At 56.6% G+C, this 17,192-nt stretch carries 16 protein-coding genes; 9 read left to right on the top strand and 7 right to left on the bottom strand.

Annotation, left to right across the window (positions count from 1 at the left end):
* Positions 1 to 301: 301 nt before the first annotated feature.
* Positions 302 to 1,714, bottom strand: a complete 1,413-nt coding sequence (locus tag CIK74_RS13220) for an NAD(P)H-quinone dehydrogenase (protein WP_096256660.1) — start codon at positions 1,712 to 1,714, stop codon at positions 302 to 304.
* 114 nt (positions 1,715 to 1,828) lie between these two features.
* On the opposite strand from CIK74_RS13220, the gene CIK74_RS13215 reads away from it, so the two are divergent.
* The 5 genes from CIK74_RS13215 to CIK74_RS13195 all read left to right on the top strand — a co-directional run bounded on the left by CIK74_RS13215 (position 1,829) and on the right by CIK74_RS13195 (position 5,989).
* Entirely contained in the window at positions 1,829 to 2,629 is an 801-nt protein-coding gene (locus CIK74_RS13215) for a purine-nucleoside phosphorylase (RefSeq protein WP_096256659.1), read from the top strand.
* 37 nt (positions 2,630 to 2,666) lie between these two features.
* Positions 2,667 to 4,397, top strand: a complete 1,731-nt coding sequence (locus tag CIK74_RS13210) for a phospho-sugar mutase (RefSeq protein WP_096256658.1) — start codon at positions 2,667 to 2,669, stop codon at positions 4,395 to 4,397.
* 33 nt (positions 4,398 to 4,430) lie between these two features.
* Positions 4,431 to 5,117, top strand: coding sequence for a deoxyribose-phosphate aldolase (gene deoC / locus CIK74_RS13205; protein ID WP_096256657.1), 687 nt, complete (start codon positions 4,431 to 4,433; stop codon positions 5,115 to 5,117).
* Between the two features lie 35 nt (positions 5,118 to 5,152).
* Entirely contained in the window at positions 5,153 to 5,404 is a 252-nt protein-coding gene (locus CIK74_RS13200) for a hypothetical protein (RefSeq protein ID WP_096256656.1), read from the top strand.
* Positions 5,405 to 5,506: 102 nt separating this feature from the next.
* Complete coding sequence (locus CIK74_RS13195; protein ID WP_096256655.1) at positions 5,507 to 5,989, top strand: tetratricopeptide repeat protein; 483 nt, start codon at positions 5,507 to 5,509, stop codon at positions 5,987 to 5,989.
* A gap of 17 nt (positions 5,990 to 6,006) precedes the next feature.
* Here CIK74_RS13195 and mfd read toward each other — a convergent pair whose 3' ends face one another.
* The gene (gene mfd / locus CIK74_RS13190) at positions 6,007 to 9,624 is read right to left on the bottom strand and encodes a transcription-repair coupling factor (protein ID WP_096256654.1); all 3,618 of its coding nucleotides are present in this window, start codon (positions 9,622 to 9,624) and stop codon (positions 6,007 to 6,009) included.
* A 227-nt stretch (positions 9,625 to 9,851) separates the two neighbouring features.
* On the opposite strand from mfd, the gene CIK74_RS13185 reads away from it, so the two are divergent.
* Both CIK74_RS13185 and nhaA read left to right on the top strand, forming a co-directional pair.
* Positions 9,852 to 10,346, top strand: a complete 495-nt coding sequence (locus tag CIK74_RS13185; protein ID WP_096256653.1) for a DUF2505 domain-containing protein — start codon at positions 9,852 to 9,854, stop codon at positions 10,344 to 10,346.
* A 159-nt stretch (positions 10,347 to 10,505) separates the two neighbouring features.
* Positions 10,506 to 11,852, top strand: a complete 1,347-nt coding sequence (gene nhaA / locus CIK74_RS13180) for a Na+/H+ antiporter NhaA (RefSeq protein WP_096256652.1) — start codon at positions 10,506 to 10,508, stop codon at positions 11,850 to 11,852.
* A 91-nt stretch (positions 11,853 to 11,943) separates the two neighbouring features.
* Here the strand turns inward: nhaA and sufU are convergent, their stop codons facing one another.
* From sufU to CIK74_RS13160, 4 genes are all read right to left on the bottom strand, one after another.
* On the bottom strand, positions 11,944 to 12,396 hold the full coding sequence (gene sufU, locus CIK74_RS13175) for a Fe-S cluster assembly sulfur transfer protein SufU (protein ID WP_096256651.1): 453 nt from the start codon (positions 12,394 to 12,396) through the stop codon (positions 11,944 to 11,946).
* Positions 12,397 to 13,698: a SufS family cysteine desulfurase gene (locus tag CIK74_RS13170; protein WP_275542575.1), complete on the bottom strand. Its 1,302-nt coding sequence runs from the start codon at positions 13,696 to 13,698 to the stop codon at positions 12,397 to 12,399.
* Between the two features lie 199 nt (positions 13,699 to 13,897).
* On the bottom strand, positions 13,898 to 14,479 hold the full coding sequence (gene pth, locus CIK74_RS13165; RefSeq protein ID WP_096256650.1) for an aminoacyl-tRNA hydrolase: 582 nt from the start codon (positions 14,477 to 14,479) through the stop codon (positions 13,898 to 13,900).
* 43 nt (positions 14,480 to 14,522) lie between these two features.
* On the bottom strand, positions 14,523 to 14,807 hold the full coding sequence (locus CIK74_RS13160; protein WP_096256649.1) for a 50S ribosomal protein L25: 285 nt from the start codon (positions 14,805 to 14,807) through the stop codon (positions 14,523 to 14,525).
* 300 nt (positions 14,808 to 15,107) lie between these two features.
* Here CIK74_RS13160 and CIK74_RS13155 point away from each other — a divergent pair, with 300 nt between their 5' ends.
* Both CIK74_RS13155 and CIK74_RS13150 read left to right on the top strand, forming a co-directional pair.
* Positions 15,108 to 15,533, top strand: a complete 426-nt coding sequence (locus tag CIK74_RS13155; protein WP_096256648.1) for a DUF1801 domain-containing protein — start codon at positions 15,108 to 15,110, stop codon at positions 15,531 to 15,533.
* 40 nt (positions 15,534 to 15,573) lie between these two features.
* Entirely contained in the window at positions 15,574 to 16,077 is a 504-nt protein-coding gene (locus tag CIK74_RS13150) for a hypothetical protein (protein WP_096256647.1), read from the top strand.
* A 109-nt stretch (positions 16,078 to 16,186) separates the two neighbouring features.
* Here the strand turns inward: CIK74_RS13150 and CIK74_RS13145 are convergent, their stop codons facing one another.
* Positions 16,187 to 17,167 (bottom strand): ribose-phosphate diphosphokinase, encoded by a 981-nt coding sequence (locus CIK74_RS13145; protein WP_096256646.1) that lies wholly within the window; start codon positions 17,165 to 17,167, stop codon positions 16,187 to 16,189.
* Positions 17,168 to 17,192: the final 25 nt, after the last annotated feature.

Here is a 17,192-nt window from a genome sequence, read left to right as displayed (position 1 = left end):
GAACTGACCAGCATGTGGATATTTGTGTCCAACATTCGGACACATTTCTTCCATCAAGTCATTTTGAACCTGAGTTCGGACACTGACCTGCAGAAAAAGCGCTTCCAAATAATGAGACTAATGAACCTAGATCTCTGCGGCACTTGTACCAAAGATAGAACTTCCTGTGAGGTGATTCGCAAAAGTTGTTTCAAATCCGTCCGTGGCTAGCAACGCGGAACACCATAGAACCTAAAAACCGAAAAAGCCGAGCTTCCCGATCAAAATCAGGAAGCCCGGCTTTTGCTCGGAACGGGTAAAGCTACATGCGGCGGTGCAACCGTCGAGCAGCTTCGGCCAACGAACCTGACAAGGATGGGTAAACCGAGAAGGTTTCCGCGACATCGTCTACGTGCAAGCTATTTTGCACGGCGAGCGCGAGCGAGAAGATGAGCTCACTGGCACGTGGTGCAACGACAACGCCACCAATAACGGTTCCCGAACCCTTGCGTGAAACGATTTTCACGAAGCCCTTTTCAACGTTCATCATCTTCGCACGAGCGTTCGTGTTCAGATCTACCTTGATGATGTTGGCCTGGTATTTACCTTCAGCTACTGCACGCTGGGAAACACCAACAGTGGCAATTTCCGGCGAGGTAAAGACGTTCGAGGAGACCAGATTCAAATCCAGTGGCTTCACCGAGTCACCTAGCAAGTGAGCTACGGCGATACGCCCCTGCATAGCCGCTACCGAGGCCAGTGCGAAGACTCCGGTGCAGTCACCGGCAGAGTAAATGTTGGTCACGGTGGTGCGCGAAACGCCATCAACCTTGATATGGCCAGAATCAGTCAACTGCACGCCAACTTCTTCTAGTCCCAGACCTTCGGTGTTAGGGATACCGCCAACTGCAATCAAGCAGTGGCTTCCTTCAAGCACTCGTCCGTCTGCCAGCGAAACGAAGACCTTATCGCCCTTACGCTCAACACCCTCGGCGCGAGCCTGCGAGACAACGTTGACACCGTTTTCTTTAAAGGTGTCTTCAAGTACCGCCGCGGCATCTGCGTCTTCGCCCGGAAGCACACGATCACGCGAGGAGACTAAGGTCACCTTGGCGCCAAGAAGATTGTAGGCGGAAGCGAACTCGGCACCGGTGACACCGGAACCAACGACGATCAGGTGCTCTGGCACCTCGTTCATGTTATAAATCTGAGTCCAGTTGAAGATACGCTCGCCATCTGGTTTGGCGGTAGGAAGTTCACGCGGATGGGCACCGACGGCCAACAGGATTGCGTCTGCTTGGATGGTCTGTTCCGAACCATCAGGGTGACTTACGGCGATGTTTTTACGGTCTAGGAGACGGCCTTCGCCGACCACAATACGCACTCCGGCACGTTCTAGGCCGGTACGGATGTCACTGGACTGCTCCTTGGCAAGTTCCAGCAATCGGTGGTTGACCACCGAGAAGTCGGTTTGCGCGTCATCGATCCCCTCGATGTGGACACCGAAGGTTTCCGCGTGCTGTACACGGCGTACCGCGTCAGCGGTGGCAATGAGGGTTTTTGACGGCACGACGTCGGTTAGAACCGCCGAACCACCCATCCCTGCACGTTCCACCACAGTGACATTGGCACCTAGTTGGGCGGCTCCCATGGCAGCTTCATAGCCACCTGGTCCACCACCGAGGATTACTAAACGGGTTGCTTTATTCCTAGGATCTGCGCTCACATTTTCCATTGTTCCCCATGCACAGCTTTTGCGCACATCACGATCGAGTGAATTTCCTCCATTTGCCACGGGTTCCACCTGACAAAGGGGCTACCTACCGGTAGCGTATTTCACGTGAATGATATGCAAAATGACCCACAGGCGTTGGCGGCACAGGCCGCCCAGGTAATTGCCGAGCAAACTAATGTCGAAAAGCACGACATTGCTCTGGTCCTCGGCTCCGGCTGGGGCGAAGCCGCTGAGCTAATTGGCGAGCGAACCCACACACTCGATGCCACCACCATCCCTGGCTTCCACGCTGCGGCGGTACCTGGCCACCGCGGCACTATTTCCTCGATTCTGACCGAATCGGGCAAGCGCATTCTCGTACTTGGCGCGCGCACCCACTACTACGAGGGACGCGGTGTGCGTTCGGTAGTGCACCCTATCCGTACCGCAGCTGCCGCCGGTTGCACCCAACTGGTGCTGACCAACGGTTGCGGTGGGCTGAACCCGAATTGGACCCCGGGCACCCCGGTCCTGATCTCAGATCACATCAACCTCACGGCGACTTCTCCGTTGGAAGGCGCCACATTTGTGGATCTAACCGACCTATATTCTTCGCGTCTACGCGAGGTGGCTCGTGAAGTTGACCCAACTCTGGACGAGGGCGTCTACGCACAGTTCACCGGCCCACATTACGAAACCCCGGCAGAGGTGCAGTATGCCAAAACCATTGGCGCCGATCTGGTAGGCATGTCCACCGCGTTGGAAGCCATTGCTGCCCGCCACGCTGGAATGGAAATTTTCGGTATTTCTTTGGTCACTAATTTGGCTGCCGGTATTAGCCCCATCCCGCTAAGCCATGAAGAGGTCATTGAAGCCGGTCAGACCGCCGGGCCACGCATCTCCAAACTACTGGCACAAATCATCGCCCGCCTCTAGGCGAGAAACACTTTCACCTGTAGAGCCAAGGAAAACGATGAATCAAACCGAGAAAAACCAACTCCTCGCGCAGGCAGCCGACTGGGCCGCTCAGGATCCTGATCCGGCCACCGCTCAAGAGCTTCGTGCACTGATCTCCACCGTTGAGTCCGGCGATGGACCTGCCCTGGAAGATCTAGCCGATCGTTTCAGCGGAGTACTCGAATTCGGTACCGCCGGGTTGCGAGCCGAGCTTGGTGCCGGCCCAATGCGGATGAACCGGGTAGTGGTGATGCGCACCGCCGCCGGAATCTCCCGCTTTTTGTCCGAGCGTGCCGCCGGGGAGTACACCCCTAAGGTGGTGATCGGTTTTGACGCACGTTATAACTCGGATGTGTTCGCCACGGATTCGGCTGCGGTGTTTACCGCGGCCGGATTTGAGGTTTTGCTGATGCCCTCGGCTCTGCCAACACCCGTATTGGCGTGGGCAGTGCGCACCTTTGGAGCCGAAGCCGGCGTCATGGTCACTGCCAGCCACAATCCGCCGCGTGATAACGGTTATAAGGTCTACGTCGGAGGAAAGGTCGCCGACGAGGTGGGCCGCGGCGCACAGATCGTCTCCCCCATCGACGCACAGATCGCCGCGTTGATCGATGCAGATCAACCCGTAGCGGACATTAAACGCGTCGACTCGGGCTGGACGGTACTGCCGGGGGCCGCAGAGGATCGCGACATCGAAGCGTCCTACCTCGATTCAATCGGCAACGTCATTCCGCGCGCCGATGGTTCGCTTGCCGCCGCGCGAAAGAACTTGAAGGTGGTAGTCACCGCGATGCACGGCGTCGGCGGGCACACCATGCGTTTAGCACTGCTCAACTCCGGGTTCAGCGACGTACATATGGTCCCGGAGCAGGAACATCCGGATCCAGATTTCCCGACCGTGAAGTTCCCTAACCCAGAGGAGCCAGGGGCCATTGACTTGTCCCTTGAACTAGCTCGGAAGCTCGGAGCGGATCTGGTCATCGCTAATGACCCGGATGCAGATCGTTGTGCCGCAGCCATTCACGACGGTAGCGCTTGGCGGATGTTGCGCGGCGACGAGGTCGGATGGTTGCTTGGAGACCAGCTTTCGCGCATCCTCCCGGCCGAGCAGAAGTTGGCAAATTCCATCGTTTCGTCTCGCATGTTGGCGGCTATCGCCAAGGACAGCGGAAGAGAACATGAGGAAACGCTCACCGGATTTAAATGGATCGCGCGCGTGGAAAACCTCGGGTTCGGCTACGAAGAAGCGTTGGGCTACGCGGTGGCCCCTTCGTTGGTGCGTGATAAGGACGGCATGTCCGCGGCGTTAGTTCTCGCAGATCTTGCGGCGGAGCTGAAGGCTGGCTCAAACAGTATCCAGGGCAGGTTAGACGAGCTCGCGGCAAAACACGGCGTACATGTCACTGACCAGCTCTCGATGCGCTTCACCGACCTGTCGCAGATCCCGGTACTGATGGAAAAGATCCGTACTCAGGCTCCGGCGCAGCTTGCCGGAGCGGAAGTTACCGAGGTCACCGACCTTTCTCAAGGCACCGAGAAGCTGCCTGCCACCAACGCCATGGTGCTACACACCTTCACCGGCGCACGCGTTATTGTGCGCCCCTCGGGAACCGAACCAAAACTGAAATGCTACCTGGAAACCGTGGAGCACGCCGAGGATCTGGCCGACGTTCCGGCGGCTCGCGCACGGGCCACGGCGCAGTGCCAAGCGATCAAGACTGAACTTGAAGCATTCCTCACAAACTAATCCGAACCTACGAACGAACAAAAGAGGATCACGATGTCCGAATTAAGTGCTCGCGAAATCGCTGGCTACATTGACCACACCCTGCTAGCGCAGAATGCCTCCCGCGAACAGATCATCACGATCTGCGAAGAAGCGAAGAAGTACGAATTTAAATCAGTCTGCGTCAACCCACTGTGGGTATCAACGGTCTCGCGCGAACTGGCAGAGTCCAACGTGTTGACTTGTTCGGTCATTGGATTCCCACTGGGCACCTCCACCACCGCAACCAAGGTCTTTGAAACCCGCACCGCGGTATCCGACGGAGCCGACGAAATCGACATGGTCATCGATGTGGCCGCAGCGCTGCGCGGAGATCGTGATTCCCTGGTCAACGAGATCTTCGCCATTGCACAGGCAGCCCATGAGGGTGGCGCAATCTTGAAGGTCATCATCGAAACCTGCCTGCTCACCGACGAGGCAAAGGTGCTGGCTTGCGAGGCAGCGAAGGCCGCCGGAGCCGATTTTGTGAAGACTTCAACCGGATTCTCTACCGGTGGCGCGACCGTTGAAGATGTCGCGTTGATGCGTCAAACCGTTGGCCCAGATCTCGGAGTGAAGGCCTCGGGCGGTGTGCGCAGCGTCGAAACCGCGCGGGCAATGATTGCTGCCGGCGCAACACGTCTCGGTTCTAGCTCAGGAGTTGCTATCCTAGAGGGAGAGCAAAGCGGATCCGCTTACTAAGATCCCGCACCCATTCGTTTCCTCAAGGAGAAAAAGTGTACTCGAACGGCAAGAACACCGCCCACTCAGGTGAAGGTCGCCTCGTTGGCAACATCGTTAATACCCTAATCTTCACGGTGATGTTCGCAGCCGGTCTTTACGCCCTGTCTTACTGGACGTTGGAGACCGCTTGGTGGCCAACCATTGCATGCTTCGCGCTGTGCTTCTTGGCCTTTGCGATTCCAATGCACCTGATGGGTCGCGCGGACTCTATCGAAGAGGCAGCCGCAGCAAACGCTGCCCTGTAATTTACGCTTGAACATTGTGGGGAGGCCGAGAGGCCTCCCCACAATTCGTTAACCGGGCGTTCTGCCCTTGCCCGAGATTATTACGCGCACTAGCCTCGACTTATGATCGGCACCCTCAATGAACAGATCGAAGCCTTCTGGCGCAGCGCCAAGGGGAAAAGCTCGCAGAAGCTACGCGAAGAACTCGATGAACTACTCGCTCAGCGGCCAGCCGGCGACGCAGTGGTACTTTTTGAGCAAGCCTCACTCCACGACTATCTCGGCGAAGAAGCCCAAGCGGTGGAACCCTACCGGGCGGCGATAGCCACCGGCCTTGATCCAGAAAAACTGGACGAAGCGCGTATTCAACTAGCCAGCACGCTACGCAACTTAGGCGAAACCGGCCAGGCCGTGCAACTGTTGCAATTGATCCAGGCATCAAGCCACGTGTACCGCGATGCTCAGGCGTTCCTTGCGCTCGCCCTACACGACGCGGGAGATCACCAGGAGGCACTGCGTGTAGCTTTACAGACGCTGGCGCCCACCCTCAGCCTTTATGGACGCCCGGTACATGACTACGCCAAGGAACTGGCGGGCACCATTTAATCGGCACCCGCCACCGGCTACTTAGCGTTGCCCTGCACCGCCGGAGCAGGTTCGAAGATCCCGTAGAGCAGACGCTCGGCCCATTCAAGGATTGCTTCGTCCGCTAGGTCCTTTCCACCCACAGGAGAGGTGCGCGGCTTCGGAATGAAGATCGCGTTGAGCGCAGGCTTGTTGACGGAGCCCGGGTAGAGACGCTCCAAACGAACCTGACGGCTGGCCGGAAGATCCTCAATCTTCGCCGGGGACACCTTGATATGGTTACCGATCTGCTGAATATCACGCAACCCCAAGGCCCTGGCACGCACGCGTAACGCCGCCACCCGCATCAGATTCTCTACCGGCTGCGGAAGCTTGCCGTAGCGATCTTCGAGTTCTTCTTGGACCTCGGCCAGCGCCTCCGTACTTTCGGCGGCGGCAATATTTCGGTAGGCCTCTAACCGCAAGCGTTCGCCAGGCACGTACTCGTGCGGCAGGTGAGCATTCACCGGGAGCTCAATCTTCATCTCGGTGGCTTCTTCTTCGCCCTCACCCTTAAAGTCTGCGACGGCCTCGCCGACAAGACGCAGGTACAAGTCGAAGCCAACCCCGGCGATATGCCCGGACTGTTCGCCACCGAGCATATTGCCCGCCCCACGCAACTCCAGATCCTTCATGGCCAGCTGGTAGCCGGAGCCTAGTTCGTTGTGCGCCGCGACGGCTTTCAACCGTTCCAACGCTACCTCCCCCAATGGCTTCTCCACGTCCCAGAGGAAGTAGGCGTAGGCACGCTCGCGGGCACGTCCCACACGGCCGCGCAACTGATGCAGCTGGGACAAGCCATAGTTATTCGCCCGGTCCACAATCAACGTGTTGGCGTTAGAAATATCCAGCCCGGTCTCGATGATGGTGGTGGACACCAGCACGTCAAATTTCTTCTCCCAGAAATCCTGGATGATCCGTTCCAACCGTGTTTCGCTCATTTTGCCGTGAGCCACCTCAACGCGTGCCTCGGGAACCAGCTCGCGCAGTTCGGCGGCAACACGGTCGATGGACGATACCCGGTTGTGCACAAAGAACACCTGGCCATCACGCATCAGCTCGCGCTTAATAGCCGCAGAAATCTGCTTGTCGCTACGTGGCCCGACGAAGGTGAGCACCGGATGGCGTTCTTCGGGCGGGGTGGCAAGCGTGGAGGTTTCACGGATGCCGGTAAGGCTCATTTCTAGGGTGCGCGGAATCGGGGTGGCGCTCATGGCCAACACGTCCACGTTGGTGCGCATCTTTTTCAGCTCTTCCTTGTGCTCTACACCGAAGCGCTGTTCCTCATCGATAATCACCAACCCAAGGTTCTTAAACTGCACGGTCTTGGACAGCAACCGGTGGGTACCGATGACGATGTCTACCGAACCGTCCTTAAGTCCGGCAAGGATTTCCTTGGATTCCTTGGCGGTTTGGAAACGTGAAAGAGTGCGTACGCGCAGTGGGAAACCCGAGTACCTTTCAGTGAATGTTTGGTGGTGCTGTGAGGCAAGCAGCGTGGTGGGTACCAAGATGGCAACCTGTTTTGAATCCTGTACTGCCTTAAACGCCGCACGCACCGCAATTTCGGTTTTGCCGAAGCCGACGTCGCCGGAGATGAGCCGGTCCATCGGGACCTCGCGTTCCATATCCTGCTTAACTTCATTAATAGCCGTCAGCTGGTCCGGGGTTTCGACATAGGCGAAAGCTTCTTCCAGCTCGTTCTGCCACGGGGTGTCCGGACCAAAGGCGTGACCACGGCTGGCCATACGCGCCGAATACAGCTTGATCAGATCCCCGGCGATCTCCTTGACCGCCTTGCGCGCCTTGGACTTAGTGCTCGCCCAATCTGAACCACCCATCTTGGACATGCTCGGGGCTTCACCACCCACATATCGGGTAATGAGATCCAGCTGTTCCATGGGGACAAAGAGTCGGTCCCCCGGTGCCCCACGTTTGGACGGCGCGTATTCCACCACCAGGTATTCGCGCTTTGAATCCTTGGACGAACCTGAGACCTTACGGGCGACCAATTCCACGAACTTACCGATACCGTGCTGTTCATGCACGATGTAGTCCCCGGTCTGCAACGACAGCGGGTCCACGGCGTTACGCTTGCGCTTGGCACTGAGCTTACGGGTTTTACGGTTTCCGTAGGCACTGGAGCGGCCTAGCAGGTCGGCCTCGGTGAGCAACCCAAATTTCAGTGCTTCGAAGACGAACCCGCGTCCGGCGGTAGCCTGGGTGATTTCGATCAGGCCGGCGGTGGGGGCTTCAGTGAGCAGTTCTACCCGGTGCGCAGGGATCTGGTATTCCTGGAATAGCTCGGAGAGCCGGGCCGCCGGGCCTGGACCTTCGGTGGCAACAACAATCCGCCATTGGTCTTTGATGCGGCCGGAGATGAATTCCATCATCGCCTCGACATCACCTTGGTAACCGCGCGGTTCGCGTGCCTCGACGCGGATTATTGCCGCGCCCAGGTCCAGATCCTCATCGGCACCCAATGAGGTTAATGACCACCAGGAGACCTGCGCGTTTTTGGCATTTTCCACTGTTTGCGCAAGTGACGCAAAATCACCGGATGCGAGCTTGCGCCCCGACTCGGCGGTACTTAAATCTAAAGGCGCGGCAGCCCCATCGGAAGCCGAAGCCCAGGCGGCGGCGAGGAACTCGGCGTTAGTCTCATTGAGGTCGTGGGCACGGGTGCGCACGCGCTCGGGTTCCATTACCAAGGCAATGGAGGACTGTGGAAGTAATGACAGCAGTGGGACCATTTCATCGACCAGCAACGGGGCCAACGATTCCATTCCCTCTACCGCGATACCGCCGGCAATTTTAGTGAGCATCTCGGTGGCCGCTGGGAAATGTGCTTTTAGGTTTGCCGCACGGCCCATCACCTGTGGGGTGATCAGCATTTCACGGCAGGGGGTAGCAATAATTTTTGTTGGGCCCGCGCCATCTAGCGAACGTTGATCAGCGATAGAGAAGTAGCGCATGGAGTCGATTTGTTCACCGAAGAAATCGATACGTATCGGATGCTCGAGCGTCGGCGGGAACACATCGATAATGCCACCGCGTACGGCAAATTCGCCACGGTGGGTCACCATATCCACGCGTGCATAGGCGGCCGCCGCCAAATCCCGGATGACTTTTTCGAAACCCGGCTCGGCGTCTAGTTCCAGCAGCACCGGACGCAGCTGGCCGAGTCCGGCCACCAAGGGCTGGAGTACGGCGCGAATGGGGGCGATGATGACCTTCAGGTCCGGGTCTTGATCGTTGAGCCTACGTAAAACCTCCAATCGACGTCCCACCGTATCGCTGCGTGGTGAGAGCCGTTCATGCGGCAAAGTCTCCCAGGAGGGGAACTCGGCGATCTGAGATTGTGGCATATAGGCGCTCAGTGAGGCCGACACTTCTTCTGCTTCGCGTCCCGTGGCCGTGACAATGAGCATCACCGCGTGGTTGTTCCCCGCGATAAGTCCTTCGGTTGCGTGCGCCCCAAGAATGGCGCGCATGCCCTGCGGCGCAGCAATCTCTAATTCTTCGCTACGCATTGCGAAGGGTTGGGAGGCGCTTTGCTGGATTCGCCTAAATGACGGTTCCTCGCGCAGGAAATCATGAAGTCCGGATAGGCTCATGTTGCAAAAGTTCCTCTCACTGAAGGCAAAACAGCTACGTGGCGCACCACAAACAGCAACCGCAAAATCTTTCCGCGGTCGGCGCAATGCCAATATGTTGTTTTATGTTGCCTTCCTAGCCTACCTAACCGGTGAGAGCAGATAGGGTTAATACCGACCAGAAACGGCACGGAACCTAAGTATGTTCCGCACGACCGCCGAACCTTTTTAGATTGGGATTCGCATTCATGGCATTGAACGCAAGCACGCAGATCGCCCACCGCGCGGACCAGGTCATTGCGACCCTAGCCGACCGTGGTTTCGCCGAGCACCTCACCTCGCTCGCCAAGGGCAGCTTAAGCAGCTTCACCGTGGACGGTGACACCGCAGGGGCATTTACCCTGACCACGGTCCGTGCGCTACCCACCGACCGCGTACCAGACTTCGCCCGCAAGTTTGTTGGTGCCTCCATCGACGTCACGCAGGTTGAGCAGTGGAGCGCACCGGATGCTGCAGGAAACCGTTCGGCGACAGTGAAGATCACCGTGGCAGGTGTCCCGGTGACTGTTTCCGGAACTGAATCTTTAAAAGCGGCAGGCGAGAGCACCAACTTCGCAATTGATGCGAAAGTTTCTTCGTCGATTCCCTTCATTGGCGGCAAAATTGCTTCGGCAGCCGAGCCCTACCTGGGCAAGGCACTGAACATGCAGGCCGCACAGGTCAACGAATGGCTGTCTAAGTAAGCAAGCCGTAGTTCAGCACAAATTCCCGGGACAGTGTGAAGATGCATTGGCCCGGGATTTGTGGTTCCAACCACTTTTCACGTTAGGGTGGAACTGAGGTGTGCCGGGAAGTCTGGTCGGCGAACAATTTGTCATTTAACGAAGTAAGCGAGTTTAGCTATGACTCAAACGCCATCTTCGGGTTCGCCAAAGAACCTGTTTTCGCGCCCAAGTTACAAAGAATCTGTGCGTATCGGAGATATCCTACGCAAAGAAACAGTCGGCGGCATGGTTCTCATTGCCGGTGCAATCCTGGCCCTGATCTGGGCCAACACTCCAATGCGAGATTCTTATTTTGCGTTGCGTGATTTCCACTTCGGACCCACCTTATTCGGTGTGGATCTGAATCTCTCCATCGGCCACTGGGCCGCGGACGCCCTCTTAGCGGTGTTCTTCTTCCTGACCGGTTTGGAGTTGAAGAAAGAATTCGCCATTGGCGACCTGCACAACATCAAAACCGCTGCCGTTCCAGTGGCCGCTGCCTTTGGCGGTGTTTTAGTTCCGGCACTGATCTTCGTGGCCATTGCCGCCGGGTCCGGCGGAGGCACCGAGCTACTTCGTGGCTGGGCTATTCCCACGGCAACGGATATTGCCTTTGCCGTCGCGGTCCTCGCGGTAATCGGTTCGGCGCTACCAGCCTCCCTGCGTATTTTCCTGCTGACTCTCGCCGTGGTCGATGACCTGATCGCGATCGTCATTATCGCCTTTGTTTTCACCGATGACCTGAAATTTGAATACCTCGGGCTGGCCATCATTCCGATTATTCTCTTCACGATTCTTGCCCGTTACCTTGGCAAGTTCTTCGCAAAGCGAGCCTGGGCCGCATGGCTGATCCTGTTGCCGCTGGGCATTTTGACCTGGATCTTCGTCTTTGGTTCGGGTATTCACGCAACAATTGCCGGTGTAGTTTTGGGCTTCTGTGTGCCGGTGAAACGCACCGATGGTCGCGAAGGAATAGGTCTAGCCGAACGCTTTGAACACCGATTCCGACCATTGTCCTCGGGCTTCTGTATCCCCATCTTCGCCTTCTTCGCCGCCGGAGTCACCGTCATTTCTCCCGACAAGGGCAGCGGAGGGTTACTAACAGATCCAGTCTTCTGGGGAATTGTCTTGGGCCTGATCTTCGGCAAGCCGATAGGCATCATGGGCTCTACCTGGCTCTTGACCAAGTTCACTAAGGCTTCGTTGGATAAGGACGCACGATGGGGTGACCTCTTCGGGGTGACGCTGCTGGCCGGTATCGGTTTCACCGTCTCGTTGTTGGTCTCCGAGCTATCATTCGGCTTGGAGTCGGCGCATTACGAGCATGCGAAGGTCGCGATTTTGGCCGGTTCATTTTTAGCCGCGATCCTAGGTGCCATCTGGTTGGTTCCACGTAACCGCCGCTATAAGGAGATCGCCGCGCGAGAATCGCGTGATGATGACCAAGACGGCATTCCTGATGTTTATCAGTCGGACGACAAATAACCCACTGACTACGAAAACGGCTTGGGCCTTCACACAAGTGAAGGCCCAAGCCGTTTTATTTTAAATACTAAGTTGCTAGGTCTTGGCCTGTTTAGGCGCTTGCACCGAGCATAGCGGCCTCTGCCGCAACCCAAGCGAGCATTGCGCACTTGACTCGTGCAGGGAATTTAGAGACCCCCACAAAGGCCGCAGCGTCTTCGAGCACCTCTTCATCGGGCACCATGGCCCCACGCGAACGCATCATTTCACGGAAGACTTCCAGCTTGTCCAAAAACTCGTCTTTGGTAAGTTCCGGAAGCATCTCGCTGAGCACCGAGGCGGAAGCCATAGAGATCGAACAGCCGTCGCCTTCCCAACTCATCGCGGTGAAATGATCATTTTCGCCGACTGCCACCCGGACTCGAATCTGGTCACCGCAGATTGGGTTGTGCTGGTGCGATTCACCATGCAGCTCACCGGCGGCAGGGTCCACCAGAGGTGACCCAATGCGCCTCTTGGCGTGATCGAGAATTACTTGCTGGTACAGCTGATCTAATTCATTCATTTAGACTCCAAAGTATTCACGCACGGAGGCAACTGCCTCGATCAGTGCGGTAATGTCTTGCTCGGTGTTGTAAAGGTAGGTGCTCGCACGAGTTGTAGCCGAAACGCCTAAGGCTCGGTGCAACGGCTGGGCGCAATGGTGTCCCACACGCACCGCGATACCGCGCGAATCCAGGTATTGCCCCACATCATGCGGGTGCACTCCGATCACTTCAAAAGGCACCGTGCCAATACGTGCAATGTCTGAGGGTCCAAAAACGCGGACTCCCTCGATGTTGGAGAGTCCTTCAAAGAGCATCGCGCCGAGGTGTTCTTCCCAGCTGGCAATGCGATCCATGCCGACCTCATCCAGGTAGCTGGCGGCGGTAGCCAATCCGTGAGCCTGTGCCACACGCTGGGTTCCTGCTTCGAAACGCTGCGGAGAGGGGAGGAATTCTGCATGTTCCATATCAACGACGGTGATCATCGAACCACCGGTGAGGAACGGTGGCATAGCGTCCAATAGTTCAGCACGGCCATACAAGGCGCCGATGCCTGTGGGGCCTAGCATCTTGTGACCGGAGAACGCCATGAAGTCTACGTCCAAAGATTTCACATCGATCGGCATATGCGGGACCGACTGGCACCCGTCCAATACAGTCAATGCGCCGACCGCTTTAGCGGCGGAAACAAATCGTGCTACATCGGTGATGGTGCCCAACACGTTCGATACGTGGGTGAAGGCCACCAGCTTGGTCTTGCTGTTGATTAGTTCATCAAGCATCTCGTAGCGTAGTGCGCCCTGTTCATCGACGGGGACGTAACGCAGCGTTGCTCCGGTGCGAAAAGCCAGTTCCTGCCAGGGGATGAGGTTTGCGTGGTGTTCAAGTTCGGTGACTAAAATTTCATCGCCGGCCCCTAAACGGAAGCGCTGTGCTTCGTCCCCACCGCGGCCGAGCGACGCGTTGGACATGGAGTACGAGATGAGATTTAACGCTTCGGTGGCGTTGGAGGTCCACACCAGTTCATTGCTGCGCGCACCGATGAACTTCGCTACCGTTTCACGGGCCTGTTCAAAAATATCGGTGGCTTCCACCGCAAGGCTATGAGCCCCACGATGCACCGCAGAGTTGGCATTCTCGTAGTAGTGCTGTTCGGCTTCGTAAACACAACGAGGCTTTTGGCTCGTCGCTCCAGAATCCAGATATACGAGATCCGTGCCGTTGACTTGGTGCTCCAGGATTTCGAAGTCTGCTTTGATGCGCTCAACCTCTGAAAGAGAGAGCGCCTCGGTTGCTTCTGGGTGACCGATTACCGTGTGCACTTGGTCCTCCGAGGTGATGGATATGATTTGCCCGCTCAGATTTGGCGATTAGGCAATGGGTACATTAGCTAATTATTCCACTCTAGATCTCGAATCTCATCTAAGTTTGCCCTTAGTAAGCAATGCCTCATCCAAAAAGAACAGCGCCCGGTGCACTGCCCACTAGGGGAAGTGCACGGGCGCTGTGTCTAAGTTAACTTTACGAAGTGTGAAATTTGCCCTGTGCGGTTTCTAAACCGGAGGAAATCAACAGTTCGACGGCGTCAGCCGAATTATCGATCAGGAAAGGCAAATTTTGTTTCTCTGATTTGGAGAAGTCTTGCAAGACCCAGTCGGCAGTATCCATACGACCGGTAGGCCGTCCAACACCTGCGCGAACTCGCAAGTAGTCTTTAGAGCCCATGGCTTTAGAGATATCGCGCAGTCCGTTGTGGCCGCCTTCTCCCCCGCCTCGCTTGAGCTTGACGGTGTCAAAAGCAATGTCGATTTCATCGTGCACCACGATCAAATTCTCGACACCGATGCCGAAAAATTTTGCAAGATTCGCAACCGGGCCACCGGAAAGGTTCATGTAGGTCATAGGTTTGGCCAGCACCACACGTGGTCCACCAACGTTTATTCGTCCCTGAATGATCTGGGCACGCGATGGATGCGTCTTAAATTTCGACCCGACGCGTTTGGCCAATTCGTCGAGCACCATCTGCCCGACATTGTGTCTATTGCCAGCGTAGCCGGGCCCAGGATTCCCGAGCCCGGCTACCAGCCAAGTATCACTACTCATATGTTTTAGCTACTAAAAGCTGTATTCGCTCCGAAGACCGAACTTACGCAGCGATCAGTAGGTCCATGTGATCAACGGTGCGGTTGATTGCGTGGATCTGGATGTCCTTGATGGAGGTCTTAACTTCCTTGCCATCGATGTTCAGAACCAGCTCAACGCCGCGGTCACGGATAGCCAAGGTGGTCTCGTGGATTGGCAGCAAGATGTGCTGTGGCTCGGAGCCTGCACCGTAGATTACTGCTGGGATCAGGCCGTCGCGACGAGCCTGACGGGCTGCGCCCTTGCCGAAATCGGAACGAACTACGGCGTCAAGGTTGACAGATGCCATGATGAATCTCCTTATAGTGATTGAATGCTTCTTTTTACGCCCTGCGTGGACCTGGGAAGCATCCATCATCTGGAGATGAAAGAGCTTTTCCGGCCTTGTCGATAACGGTCACATCAAAAATGATGATTCCCTCGCCTGAGCACAAGTAGAAATTCTACCAGCAAGCGGGCGAGAGTAAAAAATCTGTACCCTACGCCACAACCCTGAAAGACCCCGGCGGCGTTAGCAACAATGCCCGGTAGTGTGGCACGAAAGATCATTCTTCGGTGGCGTCAAGCCATCCGATATAAAGGAGTACAAATGAGCGTCAAACAACCAGCGATGTCACCGTCCGAAATGCCCGTTGCCGAGGTACTCTCCCGTGCCCCGGGCACACGTCGTGACGAAGCCGAGCAGCTACTGGCACTCTTCCAGGAAATCACTGGCTTACCCCCGGTCGTCTGGGCGGAGCGCATCATCGGCTTCGGTGACTACGAATACCGTTACGACAGCGGACATAGTGGACACGCCCCGTTGATGGCATTTGCGCCAGGCTCTGCAAAACACACTATTTATCTGCAAAGTGATTTCGCGGTAAAATGGCCCGAGCTTCTTGGCGCGCTTGGCCCGCACAAGGCCAGCAAGGCATGCCTTTATCTAGGCCGCTTGTCCAAAGTAAATTTGGAAGCATTGCGCGAGCTACTGGCGGCTTCCTACGCCTTGGCCCTCACCGAAGCCGGTCAGTAACTTACTTGTGGTGGCGCATTAGCCAAAACGGGGAGATCAGATGAACGCTAGTCTGCATACGGTCGCTATTGGCGGTTTGAGCCGGAGCGCACTGAAATCTAAATTACGCGACCGAGGAATTCAGCTTAACGACTTTGCCAACCAATTAGTGCTGCATCCGGTATTCAATAACGTGCAAGCTCCGATAGTGAAGCACTTTGCCATCCGCAGGCTCGCGGATCTGGGCTTGAACGACGGAGCATCCTTGTCTGAGGTTTTTTCTGCCGCACAGCGTCATCATCTGAGTTTGTGCCCGGTAACCGCGGGCCCATATTTGCGCCTGGCCTATACGAACCAGCCCATGTCTAAGCACAGCGTGCTCAACGTTGGGAAAGCTCCGAATAGCTCGCTCACGGTAGCTTCTGTGGCACTAGGCGACGATGAATTCCCCAAAGGATTTTATCTTCGTACAGTCGATGACCAACAGTGGTTACGCGGTTACCGATGCACCGACGAACACCTTTTCTCCGCCGACGACCATTTTATTTTTCTCGCGGCCAGTTAGCCCGATCATCACGGAATGACCGCCGGGAATCAGTGTTTTCAGAATCCCGTTAAATGACCAATGGCCGGCACCCGAAGGTGCCGGCCATTAGCTTGCGAAACGAGAACTACTAGGCGCGACCGTCGAATAGGTTCGTGACAGAACCCTCGTGGAAGACCTCGGAGATGGCGCGTGCCAACATCGGAGCGATCGAAAGAACCGTGAGGTTTGCGAAGCGCTTCTCTTCTGGGATTGGCAGGGTATTGGTGACCACAACTTCGGTGGCACCGCACTCGGCCAGACGCTGCGCGGCAGGGTCTGAGAAGACTGCGTGAGTCGCCGCGATGATGACATCCTTCGCGCCGGCTTCCTTCAACACGCGCACTGCGCCTGCAATGGTTCCACCGGTGTCGATCATGTCATCGATCAGTACCGCGGTACGGCCGGCAACCTGGCCTACTACGGTCTTGGACTCGGCCATATTAGGCACGGTCAAGTCACGGGACTTGTGCACGAATGCTAGTGGGGCGCCGCCGAGGCGTTCGGCCCACTGCTCAGCCACACGCACACGACCGGTGTCTGGTGAGACCACGGTGATTGGGTCATCGCCGACACGGTCACGGATGTAGTCCGCCAACAGTGGGAAGGCGAATAGGTGGTCCACCGGACCATCAAAGAAGCCCTGGATCTGCGCGGTGTGCAGATCGCAAGAAATAATACGGTCGGCACCAGCGGTCTTGAACAGGTCCGCTACCAGACGAGCCGAGATTGGCTCGCGGCCACGGCCCTTCTTGTCCTGACGAGCGTATGGGTAGAACGGTGCAACCACGGTGATACGACGCGCCGAGGCACGCTTCATCGAATCAATCATGATCAGCTGTTCCATCAGCCAATTGTTTAGTGGGGCTGGGTAGGACTGCAGCAAGAAGACTTCCTTGCCACGTACCGACTCGTCCGAACGCACATAGATCTCGCCGTTAGCGAAGTCGTAGGCGTTCAGCGGGAGCAGTTCGGTGTCCAGTTCCTTAGCAACTTCTGCTGCTAGTTCCGGGTGTGCCCGGCCGGTGGCCAGGACCAGCTTTTTATCGACATTATGGCTGATTTCACTCATGGGGTTTGCTTTCTCGCTCGCTTCG

The sequence above is a fragment of the Glutamicibacter sp. BW77 genome, assembly GCF_002332285.1.
Lineage (GTDB): Bacteria > Actinomycetota > Actinomycetes > Actinomycetales > Micrococcaceae > Glutamicibacter > Glutamicibacter bergerei.
This window is presented reverse-complemented; position numbering and strand designations above follow the sequence as displayed.